The sequence below is a fragment of the Streptomyces sp. CY-1 genome (assembly GCF_047218265.1).
Taxonomy (GTDB): Bacteria; Actinomycetota; Actinomycetes; order Streptomycetales; family Streptomycetaceae; genus Streptomyces; species Streptomyces niphimycinicus.
In genome coordinates this window covers 11,299,842-11,313,992 of the sequence record NZ_CP178393.1, presented here as the reverse complement: position 1 = coordinate 11,313,992, position 14,151 = coordinate 11,299,842, and the positions used below count along the sequence as shown (strand labels likewise).

The window sequence follows — 14,151 nt, the reverse complement described above, 5'->3', positions numbered from 1 at the left end:
TGTGCGCATCACTTGGTCGTGCCCGCCGAATACTCGGACTCGTACTCCGCCGCGATCTTGTCACCGCCCTCGGACTTCCACTTGCCCACAGCGGAATCCCACGAATTGACGGCTTGGCGCCCGGTGATGATGCCGATGATCGCGTCGTCCATGACCTGGCTCAGCGTAGCGCCGGCGGTGCTCAGAGTATTGGAGCGCAGGCCAGTCGCCGGATTGTTGATCAACTTGGGGCAGGTCTGGCGCTGCCACTCGTAGGCAGCCTTGATCTCCTCCTGCGCATTGGGCACATACAACACCTGGGGGGCACTGCACATGGAATAGAACGGCAGGTTGACGACGTTCTCGGTCTTGCCAAGGGCCGTCGGTATCGGGTCGCCATTCTTGTTGTAAGTGAAATGCACGCCCTCCACGCCATACATGAGGAGCTGGTACTCCTCGGTCCCGAAGGGTGAGGCCAGAAAATCGAGCACCTTGAGGACCATCTTGATCTTCGACTTCGACAGCTTCTTGTTGATGACGGTGTAACCGGCGTACCCCGGGCCCGCCCATGGAGTGGAGTCGACTCCGTTCGCCGAGTAGGAAATCATCGGGGTCGCCTTGAAACCCCGCACCTGACCGAGGGTTGTCGGTAGGGCACCGAAGCTATCCGTGTAGGACTGCACAGTTCCATTGTAGAACTGCGTCTTGAGGTCGACTGTCGCGGTCGAGGCGGAGTCAGGGTAGTACTGCCTCTGCTTCCACAGAGTGTGCAGGTAGGCCAGCATCTCCTTGAAGTGAGGGCTCTCGTAGTAGGTATTGAACTTTCCGTCCGAGACCGACCATGCGTTAGGCACCCCGTGGAATTGCGCGTGGGCGCCAAACCAGTTCAGGCCGTTGTCCTTCGCCGCACCGATGCCGTACTGCCTGCCGTGGGTGAGTTCCTGGAGGAGGCGCGTGAAGTCCTCGCGACTGTAGCTACTGTTGTCGGGGCGGAAGCCCTGCTTTTCGAAGTTGGTGCTGTTGATCCACAGCGCCAAGCCCGGCCTGGCTCGCGGAACGGGGACACCGTAGATGCCGCCGTGAAAGCGACCTGCTGCCTTCCAGGAAGCGGTCGGGATGTTTGCGAGGTTGGGATAGTCCTTGACGGCGTCGCCAGAGACGAAATCCGAAATGTTGGCCATCGTCTTGAGGACAAAAGGAGCCTCGTGCGGGAGCGTGGCGCCGCTGCCGATGTTCAGGATGTCCGGCAGGTCGTCGCCGGCCATCAGGGTAGCCATCTTTGCCATGAAGTCCGCGGCCGGCACCGGGGTGAAGTCGATCTTCACGCCAAGTGCCTTCTCCATGGCTTGCCAATACTTGTTCTGGCCACGGGGGGTGGGAGCAGTGCCATAGGTGATGGTCATGACCTTGAGCGTGGAGCGGTCGCCCGGGGTCTCAGAGGTCCCCTTGGTGAGCTTGGTGGGGTACTTCAGGTAGGTGTCCTGGATGCCGGTGACGCCGTCACCCTTGAGGTCGGGGGTGATGGTGGCCTTGGGTACGTAGGTTGGCCACGGCGCCAGTTCCACCCCTCTGTTGGTGGCGTTGCCCGAGGAATTGGAGGTGCTGCAGGAGCTCAAAAGGGGAGGTACGGCGATCGCGGCGGAGGCGATGCCGATGGAGCGCAGCACGGAGCGGCGGGAGGGGGTGTGCATGGTCGTACATTCCCTTCACGAGGAGCGTTTGATGCCTGAACAGCCCATGAGTTCTGCAGCCGCCTTGTGGTGGGTGAAGCCCGGCGGACCCTGTCTCCACTTGGCGTTCTTCGCTACGGTGACCACCCCGGAGGCCAGCTTTCGAGGGTGCGGCGGTGCGGCCGCATGCCCGGGCACCAGGGATGGGGGCTCGGCTTGTATTCAGCTCTTGATGGCGCCGGAAAGCACGCCCTTGGCGAAGTACTTCTGCAGGAACGGGTACACCAGCAGGATCGGCACCGTTGCCACGACCAGGACAGCCATCTGGATGGTTTGCGGGGCGGCCATGGCCGCGTCGCCGGCACCGGTGGAGCTGGCGATCTGACCGCCGCTCAGGACATATGTGCGGAGCACCTGTTGCAGCGGCCAGTGGTCGTCGTCCATGTAGATCGACGCCTGGAACCATGAGTTCCAGTAGGTCACGGCATAGAAGAGAGAGACCATCGCGAGCGCAGCCTTGGAGAGCGGCAATACCACGGCTACCAGAACCCTGAAATTGCCGGCGCCGTCCAGCCGGGCTGCCTCGTAAAGCTCCTCCGGAACGGACTGGAAGAACCCCCGCAGGACCACCAGGTTGAAGACACTGATCAGCACCGGGAGGATGAGCGCGGCATAGCTGTTCAGCAGCCCAAGGTTCTTGACCATCAGATAGGTCGGGATCATCCCGGGCGGAAAGAGGAAGGTGAAAAGTACGAGCAGGAGCATGGGTTTGCCGCCGAAGACCTTAGGGCGGGCGAGCGCGTAGGCCAACATGACCGTACACACCATGCTGGCTGCCGTTCCGACGATCGTGACCCCGATACTCACCCACAGTGCATGGGTGACGATGCCACCACTGAAGATTTGCCGATAGGCCTTCAGGGACGGGTCACTGGGCCACACCACCCAGCCGCCGTTTTCAACGACGGACTCCGTGGAAGACAGCGAGGTGGCGATGACCACCAGGAAGGGCATGAGCACCAGGAGGACGATCACCACAAGGGCGGTACCTTTTGCGGCCAGCGTGATCTTTCGGGGCTTCTCCATCCAGATCGGGCGCACCTGCTTGGCCGGCCGACGGCTTCTGGAATGAGTCTGACTGAAGGCGCTCACTTGTAGACTCCCTGTTCCCCGAGGCGGTGCGAAATCTTGTTTGCGGCGTAGACGAGGATCGCCCCCACCACCCCCTTGAAGAGGCCGGCTGCGGCGCCGTAGCCGAAGTTTCCGCCGATGATGCCCTTGTAGTACACAAAGGTGTCGATGATTTCCGCCGCGTCGGGTCCCACAGTTGTGCGTTGGAGCAGGATCTGCTCAAAGCCAATGGACAGGATCTCCCCGATCCGCATGATGAGAAGAAGGATGATGATGGGCCGGATCGTTGGCAGGGTGATGTGCCAGAACCTCCGCCATGGGCCTGCCCCGTCGATGGCCGAGGCCTCGTAGAGCTGATCGTCGACTTGGGTCAGTGCAGCAAGGAAGATGATCGTCCCCCAGCCGCAATCCTTCCAAATGACCTGCAGCACAGTCAGTGGCTTGAACAGTTCCGGATTGCCGATGATGTCGACCGTGTGCAGCCCGGCTCCCGACAGGGCGGAGTTGAAAAGACCGGTACTGCCCAGCATCTGCTGGGCCATCGCGACCACGATCACCCAGGACATGAAGTGCGGCAGGTACACCACCGACTGCACAAACCGTCGAAGAGTGTGGGACGTGAGGCTGTGCAACAGCAGAGCCAAGGCCAGCGGGGCGGGGAAGTAGAAGATCAGCTGCAACCCGGCGATCTCGAGGGTATTGAGAGTCGCATGCCAAAAGCCGGGGTCGCCGAGAAGGTCCTTGAAATTCTGGACGCCAACCCAGGCGCTCCCCCAGAATCCATCGAAAGGAATGTAGTCCTTGAAGGCAATTACGTTGCCAAAGAGAACTGCATAGTGGAATACCAGAAAGTAGGCCAGCCCCGGGAGCATGAGGATGACGAACAACCGGTCACGTCGAAGGCGGCCGGGCCCCATGAATCGCCGTCGTGTCTGCCGACGGGGAGGTTCGTTCGGAGCGGCCGCGCGTTGAGGCTCGTCGCGCCCGGCCTCGCGGCCCGTCGAGCCGATCTCGGCGAGCCCCGCCTCCGGCCCGCTCATGCCGAGAATCCCGAGTGCCGAGATCTTCCGGCGGAGTTCACATGGGAGTAACGCTGCTCTGTCACGGACGCGACACTATTGGCCAAACTTGGCTGTCACCATGGCCTGAATTGGGCGAGAGTCGGACAGAGTTGTCCTGACGTGTCCTTGCAGAATGATCTTCATGTGGCACGGTGGAAGGGTAAGTGATCTCGTTCCTCGGGGGTGAGGATGACAGGCCGAAGCCGTGGGTTCCTGCCGCAGGAACTGGGGTTCGGGGCCCACCTGCTGGCGGCGGCCGGCCGAGTGGCAGGCGGCCGGTGTCTGGGATGAGCTTCAGCGGCTGGACGGCCGCGGAGAACGGGCGGAACTCAGGCACGGTGGAAGCCGGTGCGGCCAGCGTCGTCAGTAGATGATGGACACAATCTGGCACGCGGCTTCGGCGAGCTGACGATCTCCTTGCACATGGGCGCGGGACAGGGCATCCGCAGGATCGATGTTCCGCGTAGACAATCGCCAGACGGTTTCTGTGTCCAGCAGCACGGCTGCGGTTGGTCGGCCGCTCGGCGCTTCGGCCAACGACCATCGGTCCGCAGTGGCAGTCGCCGTCCAAGTGCCGCCGGCAGGGCCCTCGGCGATCACCTGGACCTGCGCCCCGATTGGTGCTGACGTGCGCCGGAGCGTGTGGGGCAGGGCCCGCATGAAGGTATCGAGGACCACGGTCAGGGCACGCGGCTCCGGGTCGGTGTTGCGGCCGATGGCGTGGCGGATCTGCTGGCGGTGAGTCCAGTGCTCGGTGAACTCCCGGGCGATGTCCAGCCATGCCGGTGCGGGGTCGACGCCTGCCCACGACACGCCCAGGACGGCCGCGTCAAGGTGGGATGTGGCGAATCGCTGGGCGAGCTGGGTGCCTGCCGCTGCCAGGGCGTCGATGAGCGAAGCAGGGCTGTCGTCCGCGTGCAGTTCGACCCATTCCTGGTTCGTGCGGTGGATGAACGCCTCGAGCGTCTCGCCATCGGCGAAGCCGTTCCGGTAGTCGTGGCCGAGGCGGCCGTAGTAGTCACCGAGGAGGTGGGCGGCAACGTCGTGCACCGTCCAGTGCCCGGCTGCCGTCCTGCTCCAGTCGGAGGGAGCCAGGCCACGCAGGGTATCGAGCAGCGACCTGAGCTCCGGACCGAACAGTGCACGCGCGTCGATCGGGCTACCCAGCCAGGAACTGCCGGACATGCCGTTGGACTCGGGACTCATGGCCACAGCCTGTCAGCAGGAACCGTGGTCTGCCATCGAATACTCCCCGCCCGGGAGCGTCCGGGTGGCCCACTGCGTCAGCCGTCCGCGATCAGTCCGGTGGCGGCCAGGCAGGCGTCTACCAGATCGGGGCGGTACCGGATCTGCTTGAGCTACCGGATCTGCTTGAGCTACCGGATCTGCTTGAGCCGACGCTTGACGGCCTTGGCGATCTGGGCGAGGTCAGCGGCGGCGAGGTTCCCGATCCCGCGGTTGACCAGTGACCAGATGCCCCCCTGCGGTTGATGTCCGGCGCGTAGGCCGGCATCTGGAAGACGGTGAGCCAGTGTGCGTTCGCGGCGATGAACGCCCGTATGCCGGCAGTCAGGTGCAGGCGTACGTTGTCCCACACCAGCACGATCGGCCCGCCGAGCTGGATGCGGGCGCGCACCAGCAGGTTGCGCAGATCCTTCCAGCCGAAGCGCTTCGGCTCGTCCTTGCGGCCGTGGTACTCGCGTGCCGCGTAGATCAGCCTGGAGCGCTTGCCGGGTTTGTAGCAGACCATCCCGGCCATCGACACCCGGCCGGAGCCCCGGCCGCGCACCCGCACCACCGGCGTCCGGCCGACCCGGCCCCAGGTCCTGGCGCGTGGCGGCGTCATCGACTGCCCGGCCTCGTCCTGGAAGACGATCCAGGCGCCCCGAGTGCCGCCGTGGTGCTCTTACCCGCAACCAGACCTCCTTCTTCCCCAGGTCCACCGCCGCATCGGCGCTCGATCGCCCACCGAGCAGGCTGCTGCCAGGACCGGCCAGGCCCGGCGCCGCCGCTCCACCGACCGCTCGCTCACCCGCAACGCGGTCGCGACCTCGCGGTTCTTCTCCTCGCGCTCGAAGCGTTCCACGGCCTGCAGCCTGATCCGCTCTCGCACGGCCCTCACGGCGTCCGTCAACCCGCCGCCCTGCGCATACCTCACGCCCAGAGGGCTACCGACACCGACCACCCCGCGTCAGGCGAACCGGCCCGACATCACCCGATCAAGTTCAGTAGCAGGTCGAGAGCAATCTGGACGATCTCCAGCCAGACCTTGTTCTGCGCGGAGTCGTGCAGGGGAAGGTTGCGCAGCCCGGTGGCCCGGGCGGCCCGGCGCCGGTCCTCCACCCGGCGCGCAGCCGGTGACGGAACTCCAGCTCGGCGATCGGACAGTCGGCGGCGTTCGTGGCGAAACACGTGATCCGCATGCCGTCCGCGTCCCTGATCCTCAACTGGGCACCGGGGTACGGCCGTTCCTTGCGAACGATCAACCGCATCCCCTTCGGCCAGCCGTCGAGGACGTCACCGGTCAGTTCGGCGACCCAGGCACCGTCCCGGACCTCGTTGATCACCAAGCCGACCGAGTAGGACAGCCATCGGCCGCGCTGCGCGAGCCAGGACAACAAGCCGTGGGTGCCGCCGGCGGAGTCCGTGCGGATGAGCGTCTGTCTTCCTCGCCGGTACTTCTTCGGCAACTGGGTCAAGGCGAGTGGGGCGGTGGTGATGTGGTCGGCGGCCGTGTTCGAGCCCGCGTCGCCCGGTCTGAGGAGGGCGGCGACCGGCCCTCCCGTTCCGCCTGGGCCGTGGTCGACGAAGGCCATGCGTGGGTGATGGCCGTAGGTCTTCTTCCAGGTCGCGGCCGCGTCCTCCTTGTCGGAGTGCGCGATCACCAGGACGCCGTAGAGGAGGATCTTGCCGGGTCGTGGACGGCCCGCGGCTTCCGCACGGAGCCAGAGCCGCGGATACGACGTGGTCAAGACCGGCCTTGCGGACTGGTTCGACGGGCAGGACCGACCCAGCCTGGGAGACGACCTGACGGCCGTCGCCCTGAACGCGGACACGGGGGTAGGACCCGATAGGGCGCGTCACCTGGGAAGTGCCTCTTCCAGCGGGAACAAGGACCTCGACAACATTCATTCTTGCTGCTCAGAGGCGCTTTCTCTCTTGGTTACTGCTCTGTGGACTCCGAGCCGGTCGGATAGTGGTCCCAGTCCTGGCCCTTGAGGGCGCGCCTGCGGTAGGCAGAGGGCGTCAGCCCGTAGGCAGCTTTGAATCGACGCGCGAAGTAGCCGGCGTCTCCCCAACCAAGCTGCGCGCCGATCTTTGCGACTGCCTGATCCGTTTGCACCAGAAGCCGGGCCGCGGCCTGCTCCCGCAGTTGGTTGAGGTAGGCGATCGGCGAGACTCCGAGATCGCGCTGAAACAACCGGACGAGGTACGTACGCTCCATCGAGGTCAGAGCACCCAGTTCCGCAAGGGTCCACGAGCGACCTGGGTCTTCCTCCATCGCCTTGACAGCGCATGACACCGCAGGGTGGAGCTTGGCTCGCCGACGACACCCCACAGAGCCCTCCGCGACCCACGAGCGACTCAGAAGATCGAGGTAGATCAAGAGGTGCCCGATGATCTGGACACGGGAGCGCGGCCCAGAGGTGATGTCGCTCATGCTGTACAGCTCTGCGATCGCCGCGCTCAGCGCGCCCGAACCAAGCTGCACCCGCTGGGGAAGCGGCAGGGTCGAGGCGTGCAGTCCGGCCATCAAAGGCAACTCGGCATCGAGGAATGGCAGTGTGGCGTGTACCAACTCCGGCGCCACGAAACAGTCGAAGACCACCAGATCCTCACACTCTCGGTAGGCGTGCCACTGATTCGGCGGGATCACTACGACGCTCCCTGGGCGAACGGGGTGGTCGCCGTCGACGGAGACATGGAGGGCACGCCCCTGGGTGACGAGGGCAATCTCCAAGAAGTCGTGGTCATGGGCGGCCACGTCAGCGGTGATCTCATGACGATCGGCCCAGACAGGCAGCCCGTCCGAGCGGAACACGGTTGCACGCTCATATCTGTATCGCGACCCACGAGGCAACTTCGTCCTACTTCCGCACAATCCAGCCCTGTATGACATCTACACCCACTTCAATAACATCACATTCGTGACAGAGCAATGGCCCAGGTTCATATACCAAATTCCACACCCAGTACCCGTGATGAGCAGTGTCACCGAGAGGCGCTCCTTCCAACGGGAAATCGGAGTCCTCCCCAATCCGCCATCCGAAGCTCTCGGGCCGCCCACCACTTCAGGTCCGCTTCCGCCTGCGACGGCCACGTCCTTGGGCAGGGGGCTGTGATGCACAAACATCCAGCGCACGAACCTGTCGTGGGTGAGCCCCATGGACGCCGCCCGGAAACGCTGTTGGCCATGGCGCGCGACTCCCTGCACCTTCAGTTCGGTGAACCCGAGCTCATACGTCTTCGTGCTGCGGCAACGGTTGCCGAGCCCCTGGCGACCGACGAGTTGACATCTGCTGACGTTCGCTCCCGGCTGGCGAAGGTGGAGGTGCTGATCACCTCGTGGGGATGCCCGCCGCTCGACGCCGACGTGCTCAATGCCGCGCCGCGGCTGCGTGCCGTCTTCCACGCCGCCGGCAGTGTGCGGGGGCACGTCGACGAACGGGTCCTCGACCGCGGAATCGTGGTCACCACTGCTGCCGATGCCAACGCCGAGCCGGTCGCCCGATACACGCTGGCCGCCGTGTTGTGGTCCTTCAAGAAGGTTCCCTTCCTGGCCCAAGACGCTCGCAAGTACCGGGAAGACGTGGCCTACCGGGATCGCCGGGGCGAGCTGAGCGGGCACAACCGCACGGTCGTGATCGTGGGCTTCTCCAGGATCGGACGCCGCGTAGCAGCCCTCCTGCGGACGCTGCACGAGGGACCGATCCTCGTGGTGGATCCGTTCGCGGATCCCGCGGAGGTGCACGCAGCAGGTGCCGAACTGCTCGACATGGCCGAGGCGTTGCCGCGCGCCGACGTCCTGTCACTGCACGCCCCGTTGCTGCCTGAGACCCGGCACATGATCGGCGCGGCGGAACTGGCGAAGCTTCGGCCGGGTACCACTTTGATCAACACAGCCCGCGGGGCGCTGGTGGACACCATGGCACTCGAGCATGCCTGCGCGTCGGGCCGGTTGGACGCCATTCTCGATGTCACCGATCCCGAGCCGCTTCCCGCAGGCTCCCCCCTCTACGATCTGCCCAATGTCTTGTTGACCCCGCACATAGCAGGATCCCAGGGGACAGAGACACACATCATGGCGCGTACGGCACTCACCGAACTCGAGCGGTATGCGGCGGGACTTCCCCCGTTGCACCCCGTCACCCGACAGAGCCTGGCGGTACAAGCATGACGAGTCCACCCGACTTCACCCTCTCCCCGTACACCGGATGGACACGGAAACACTGGGAGCTGCTGGCGGACCGTATGCTGACCGCCATCGAGCCCTACCGCTCCCCCGGCGGCGCCCGGATAGACCTTCCCGGCCCGGCCAGCGGAGCCGGCCCCACCTCCGACGGGTTGGAGGGGTTCGCCCGCACCTTTCTGATCGCGGGCTTCCTCGTGGCCGGCCGTGGCGGCGACGATCCACGGAACTACCTTGAGAGATACGCCAGGGGTCTGGCCGCGGGCACGGATCCGGCGTCGCCAGAAGCCTGGCCACGTCCCGACGACGGGTTGCACCAGGCGAAGGTGGAGGCCGCTTCCATCGCGCTGACCCTGCAGGCGACCCGCCCCTGGCTCTGGGACCGCCTGGACGAACGCGTTCGCGAGCAGACCGTCAACTGGCTGTCCGCCGTACTCGGACAGTGGTACCCGGAGAGCAACTGGACATGGTTCCGCATCATCGTGGAATCGTTCCTCCGCGAGGTCGGGGGCCCTTGGTCCGCCACAGAGATCGAGGAGAGCCTCGCCGTTCACGCCTCACTACGGCGAGGCAACGGCTGGCTGGCCGACGGGCACGGACGGGGGTTCGACCACTACAACGGCTGGGCGCTGCACCTCTACCCGATGTTGTGGACGCGCATGTTCGACGTCACCGGAACGCTGTGCCCACGGCCGCTCCGTGATCAGTGGGCCGCCGATCTGGGTCGCTACACCGATGACGTACTGCGCCTCATCGGCGCCGACGGCTCACCCCTGCTGCAGGGCCGCAGCCTCACCTATCGCTTCGCCGCAGCCGCCCCGCTGTGGGTGTCCGCGATCACCGGTTCAGGTCAGTACCCGCCGGGGCTGCTCCGACGTGCGGCCAGCGGAATCATCTCGCATTTCGTGAAGCACGGCGCGCTCGAGCCGGACGGCCTGCTCAGCCTCGGATGGCACGGCCCCTGGCCCCGGATACGCCAGTCCTATTCAGGGCCGGGCTCTCCGTACTGGGCGGCGAAAGGCATGCTCGGCCTGCTCCTTCCGTCCGACCACGCGGTGTGGGCCGACGTCGAGCAACCGCTGCCCGTCGAGTCAGGCGACATCGCCCGTGTGGTCGAGGCACCCGGCTGGTTGGTGTCCGCCCGCCAGTCGGACGGCGTCGTCACCGTGCTCAACCATGGCACGGACATTTCGCGGCCCGGAGAAGCCACCACTGACTCCCCGCTCTACAGTCGGCTCGGCTACTCCACGGCGACTTTGCCCTCGCTGACAGGCCCGTCGGTTGCCAATCCAGTCGACAACACCGTGGTACTACTCGACGCCGCCGGCAGGGCGAGCCATCGAAGCGGGTTCCGTACGTTGTTCGCGCAGAAACTGGCGGACGGTGTGCTTGTCGCTGCCTCACAAGGGCCTGTGCACTGGGTAGATGCATCCGACGAGACCGGCCCGAGCCTCGGAACGGGCCCAGTCGGTGCTACCACTCGTGGCCCGGTTCTCACTATCGCTTCCGTTGTTCGCGATGGCATCGAGGTACGCCTGGCGCGAGTCGACAGCCCAACATCGTCCGTCAGGCTTCGCATCGGAGGTTGGCCCATCGCCTCCTCCAGCCCACTCCGGTCGGACTCGGACACATGCAAGAAGCCCGTGTTCGCCAAAGCAGCCCGCGACGATCTGTGCTCCTTCATCCACGGAGTGCGTGGACTGGACGAAGCCGGGGTCGCCATCGAGCAGGGAACCAGCCCTCTCGGTGAGTACACCGGCGTGCCTTGGCTCGCGACACAGACGGTATCCGCCGGTGACGTCGTCGTCGCTGTGGTCGGGCTGTCCCGCCAAGCCGACCACGGCCCCGCTCCCCTGGTGACAGTGGAGGATATGGCCGACCGAGGAGACCGGATAGTCGTCTCCTGGCATCAAGGCGAGCCCACGACGTTCATGTTGCCCATCTGACGAGCCAGCGGCGAGGCGCAGACCGCTACCGGTGGTTTGTTAAGGGCTGTCCCGTAACTGCTGGCCACGGTGAGATGATCTTGTTGTGTCTGGTGTGATCACGGCGTCGGAGCCTTCCTGGACAGCCCCGTACACCGGGCTGAGCCCGCGTCAGTTCGACAAGTTGATCAGCGCGCTGCGGCGCGAGGGTGCGGATCCGGTGCGCAAGGGCCGGCCGTGGAGCCTGCCGCTGGAGGACCGCGTGCTGCTGGTCGCCGCGTACTGGCGGACGAACCTGATTCTGCGCCAACTGGCTCCGCTGTTCGGGGTGTCCAAGTCCGCCGCCGACCGCATCATCGACCACCTCGGACCCGCGCTCGCCCTCCAGCAACGCAAGCGGTTCCGCAAGGACACCGTGCTGATCGTCGACGGCACCCTGGTCCCCACCCGCGACCACACCGTCGCCGAGCAGTCGAAGAACTACCGGTACTCCACCAACCGCCAGGTCGTCGTGCCTCGCATGGGCGGGGCCGGCCACGCTGCCGGCCAGATCACGTGATGGCGGACAAGGCTTACGCCTCCCGCGGCTTCAGGCGCCTACCTGCGTAAGCACGGCATCGGCCACACGATCCCGGAGAAGCGGGACCAGGAACGCCACCGCCGCAACTGGAGCCGAGCCGGCGGCCGTCCGCCTCGGCTCGACCGGGATACCTACCGCAAGCGGCAGCTCACTGCCAACACCTGCTGAGCCACCGCCGCGCTCAACGGTCGGCAAGATTGTCCAACAACTACCCAACATGATCCCGGCGTCAATCTCTCCAGCAAGGGATATGGTCTGCCGCGGGTTTGCGGACAGGCCGCCGGCAATAGGCACCGACATAAAGCTGCCGACCTTCAGCTCCGCGGAAGAGATCGTAAGCGTCGTAAGGCACATCTCAGCTCTCAGGGGAATTCATGGTGACAGCAAATAATGCAAATTCCACTCCTGCCGGCAAGCCGAGTCGCCGGGACATCCTCAGGGTGGCGACCGCAGTGTCGGGTGGTGCCGTCCTCGGCCTCGCCGTGCCGACTGCATCTGTAGCTGCCGGGCGAGGACCGCACGCCACCAAGACCCTGGTCGGGGCGATTCGATGGGACGCCTGGGTGGGCGGAGATTCTCACTACGGAAGCGGCGTGAACCGCACACTGTCGCCGGACAAGTACCACTTCCGGCTGCCCTTCTATGCCGACATCACGGTTCCGCGGCCGGTGTTGATCGACCAGAGCTTCGACGGCGAGAAGACCGGTACCGCTCCTGCCGGTTGGGACGTAACGGCCCCTCCGGGTGCCGATGCGTCGGTCGTTGAGGTGTCCGGAAAAGCAGGCAAGTCTGCGCGTCTGCGGAGCTCGTCCGAGTCAGCGGCGACGACGATGGCCCACACATTCTCCGCTCAGGAACGTGCCGTCACTGCGCAGTGGCAGTGGAAGGAGACAGCAGCCAGCAAGGGGTCCCTCGCAAGGCTGAGCGGCGGTTCGTCTGTCGCCGTCGATCTGGCAACCCGAGGCGACGCCGGCGCCAAGGAACTTGTCTATCGCGCATCTGACGGCTCTTGGAACGTTGTCCAAGCCATTGAGGGCGATACGTGGTATTCGATCAAGATCGTCATCGATCCCGCTCCACCCGAAGGTGCCGCACCATTTGTCGATATATTCGTGGACGGAATACGGAAGGTGCGCAATGCGGCGTTCCGCGACTCCACGACAGTGCTCAACACTCTCGCCTTTGGCACCAGCGAGGGCTCGCCTTGCGAGCTCTACGTCGACGACGTCAGTGTACGGGTGACCGAGTCAGTCAATAGCGATGCGACACTCCAGGGCGTCATGGATCAGGAGATCCAATACGCCAAGAATGCCGGAATCGACTACTGGGCCTTCGTCTATTATCCGCAGCAACCGCTGAAGCGAGCCAGGGAGTTGTACCTTTCCAGCGAAAACAAGGGTGACGTCAACTGGTGCGCCATATTGGATGGCAACTTCACCGGCAGCTATGCCACGAATCTTCCACACCTCGTGTCACAGTTCAGTGAGCCGAATTACCAGCGAGTGCTTGGTGGACGGCCACTCGTGTACTTCTTCACTACTGCCACGGCGGATTGGGTAGCCAAGATGAGGGCCGCTTGTTCACAGGCCGGTCTACCTGATCCGTACATCGTGGTCATGGCGTGGACCGCGCAGGGCGCAGCCGACACCAAGGCTGCGGTGGGCGCCGATGCGGTGAGCCGCTACGCGACTGGCGAGCAAAATGGCCAGCCGTATTCTAAACTCGCCGACGCGGAAACCAGTCTGTGGGATCAGTATGCAGCGGCGGCGGGAAACGTCGTCCCGACCGTTTCGACAGGTTGGGACAAGCGTCCACGGTATGACTATCCACTTGCCTGGGAGCCCAATTATACGGGGTTCAAGGATGAGTGGACACAACAGGCGACACCTCAGGAAATCGCAACACACCTGCAAGAAGCCGTGAGCTGGAACAATACTCATCCAGAGAATGCGTCGGCCAACACGGTCCTCATCTACGCCTGGAACGAATTCGACGAAGGCGGCTGGATCTGCCCGACGCTGTTCGAAATCAAGGACGCAGGCAGGCCGCTGCGCCTGGACGCCATCGCAAAGATACCTCGAACCAGTGCCGGAACACCAAGGCGACCGACTCTCTAGCGGCGACTACGGCCCGCTGACCTGACCAGCCACTACGCAGAGGCGGGCGGAGTTGGTCGGCAGGACATTGATGGTTTCCCGTGAAGTGGTGCAGCCATGGGCTGAGTTGATCCGGTTGTGCTTGGCCGGGGATTCGCTGCTGGCGGTCGGGGGGTTCCCTCTTGAAGAGCTCGGTCACAGACCCTTCTGAGAAAGCAGCGCCGGTCGAAGACGTGCCATTCCCCAGCGGCCACCGGCTTCGGCCTCGGTGGCCGCTGGGGCCAGGCGGCAGCATTGGT

General features: G+C 64.8%; 8 protein-coding genes and 4 pseudogenes. 5 read left to right on the top strand and 7 right to left on the bottom strand.

Translation table 11 applies throughout. The features are described from left to right. Positions 1 to 8: 8 nt before the first annotated feature. The 3 genes from ACK1X7_RS47560 to ACK1X7_RS47550 form a co-directional block, all read right to left on the bottom strand. The gene (locus ACK1X7_RS47560) at positions 9 to 1,670 is read right to left on the bottom strand and encodes a sugar ABC transporter substrate-binding protein (RefSeq protein ID WP_385156431.1); all 1,662 of its coding nucleotides are present in this window, start codon (positions 1,668 to 1,670) and stop codon (positions 9 to 11) included. Positions 1,671 to 1,871: 201 nt separating this feature from the next. Further along, the gene (locus ACK1X7_RS47555) at positions 1,872 to 2,735 is read right to left on the bottom strand and encodes a carbohydrate ABC transporter permease (protein WP_078646907.1); all 864 of its coding nucleotides are present in this window, start codon (positions 2,733 to 2,735) and stop codon (positions 1,872 to 1,874) included. A 62-nt stretch (positions 2,736 to 2,797) separates the two neighbouring features. Next, positions 2,798 to 3,697 carry an ABC transporter permease gene (locus ACK1X7_RS47550; RefSeq protein ID WP_398158873.1) on the bottom strand — a complete coding sequence of 300 codons (900 nt, stop codon included), beginning with the start codon at positions 3,695 to 3,697 and terminating at the stop codon, positions 2,798 to 2,800. Between the two features lie 327 nt (positions 3,698 to 4,024). On the opposite strand from ACK1X7_RS47550, the pseudogene ACK1X7_RS47545 reads away from it, so the two are divergent. Continuing rightward, positions 4,025 to 4,190: pseudogene (locus tag ACK1X7_RS47545) on the top strand (IS5/IS1182 family transposase); the annotation flags it as partial. A gap of 14 nt (positions 4,191 to 4,204) precedes the next feature. Here the strand turns inward: ACK1X7_RS47545 and ACK1X7_RS47540 are convergent. The 4 genes and pseudogenes from ACK1X7_RS47540 to ACK1X7_RS47520 all read right to left on the bottom strand — a co-directional run bounded on the left by ACK1X7_RS47540 (position 4,205) and on the right by ACK1X7_RS47520 (position 7,883). Beyond that, positions 4,205 to 5,047 carry a maleylpyruvate isomerase family mycothiol-dependent enzyme gene (locus ACK1X7_RS47540; RefSeq protein ID WP_390792442.1) on the bottom strand — a complete coding sequence of 281 codons (843 nt, stop codon included), beginning with the start codon at positions 5,045 to 5,047 and terminating at the stop codon, positions 4,205 to 4,207. 77 nt (positions 5,048 to 5,124) lie between these two features. After that, positions 5,125 to 5,999 (bottom strand): annotated as a pseudogene (locus ACK1X7_RS48325) (transposase). Between the two features lie 71 nt (positions 6,000 to 6,070). Continuing rightward, a pseudogene (locus ACK1X7_RS47525) lies at positions 6,071 to 6,925 on the bottom strand (transposase); the annotation flags it as partial. 79 nt (positions 6,926 to 7,004) lie between these two features. Beyond that, complete coding sequence (locus ACK1X7_RS47520; protein ID WP_385148726.1) at positions 7,005 to 7,883, bottom strand: AraC family transcriptional regulator; 879 nt, start codon at positions 7,881 to 7,883, stop codon at positions 7,005 to 7,007. Positions 7,884 to 8,255: 372 nt separating this feature from the next. Between ACK1X7_RS47520 and ACK1X7_RS47515 the strand changes: the two genes are divergently transcribed. The 4 genes and pseudogenes from ACK1X7_RS47515 (at position 8,256) to ACK1X7_RS47500 (ending at position 13,873) form a co-directional block, all read left to right on the top strand. Next, complete coding sequence (locus ACK1X7_RS47515; protein ID WP_390792439.1) at positions 8,256 to 9,239, top strand: hydroxyacid dehydrogenase; 984 nt, start codon at positions 8,256 to 8,258, stop codon at positions 9,237 to 9,239. After that, positions 9,236 to 11,197 (top strand): DUF2264 domain-containing protein, encoded by a 1,962-nt coding sequence (locus ACK1X7_RS47510; protein ID WP_390792438.1) that lies wholly within the window; start codon positions 9,236 to 9,238, stop codon positions 11,195 to 11,197. Before ACK1X7_RS47515 ends, ACK1X7_RS47510 begins: the two co-directional genes overlap by 4 nt. A gap of 85 nt (positions 11,198 to 11,282) precedes the next feature. Further along, positions 11,283 to 11,690 (top strand): annotated as a pseudogene (locus ACK1X7_RS47505) (transposase family protein); the annotation flags it as partial. A gap of 440 nt (positions 11,691 to 12,130) precedes the next feature. Next, positions 12,131 to 13,873, top strand: a complete 1,743-nt coding sequence (locus tag ACK1X7_RS47500; protein WP_413116777.1) for a hypothetical protein — start codon at positions 12,131 to 12,133, stop codon at positions 13,871 to 13,873. Positions 13,874 to 14,151 lie beyond the last annotated feature (278 nt).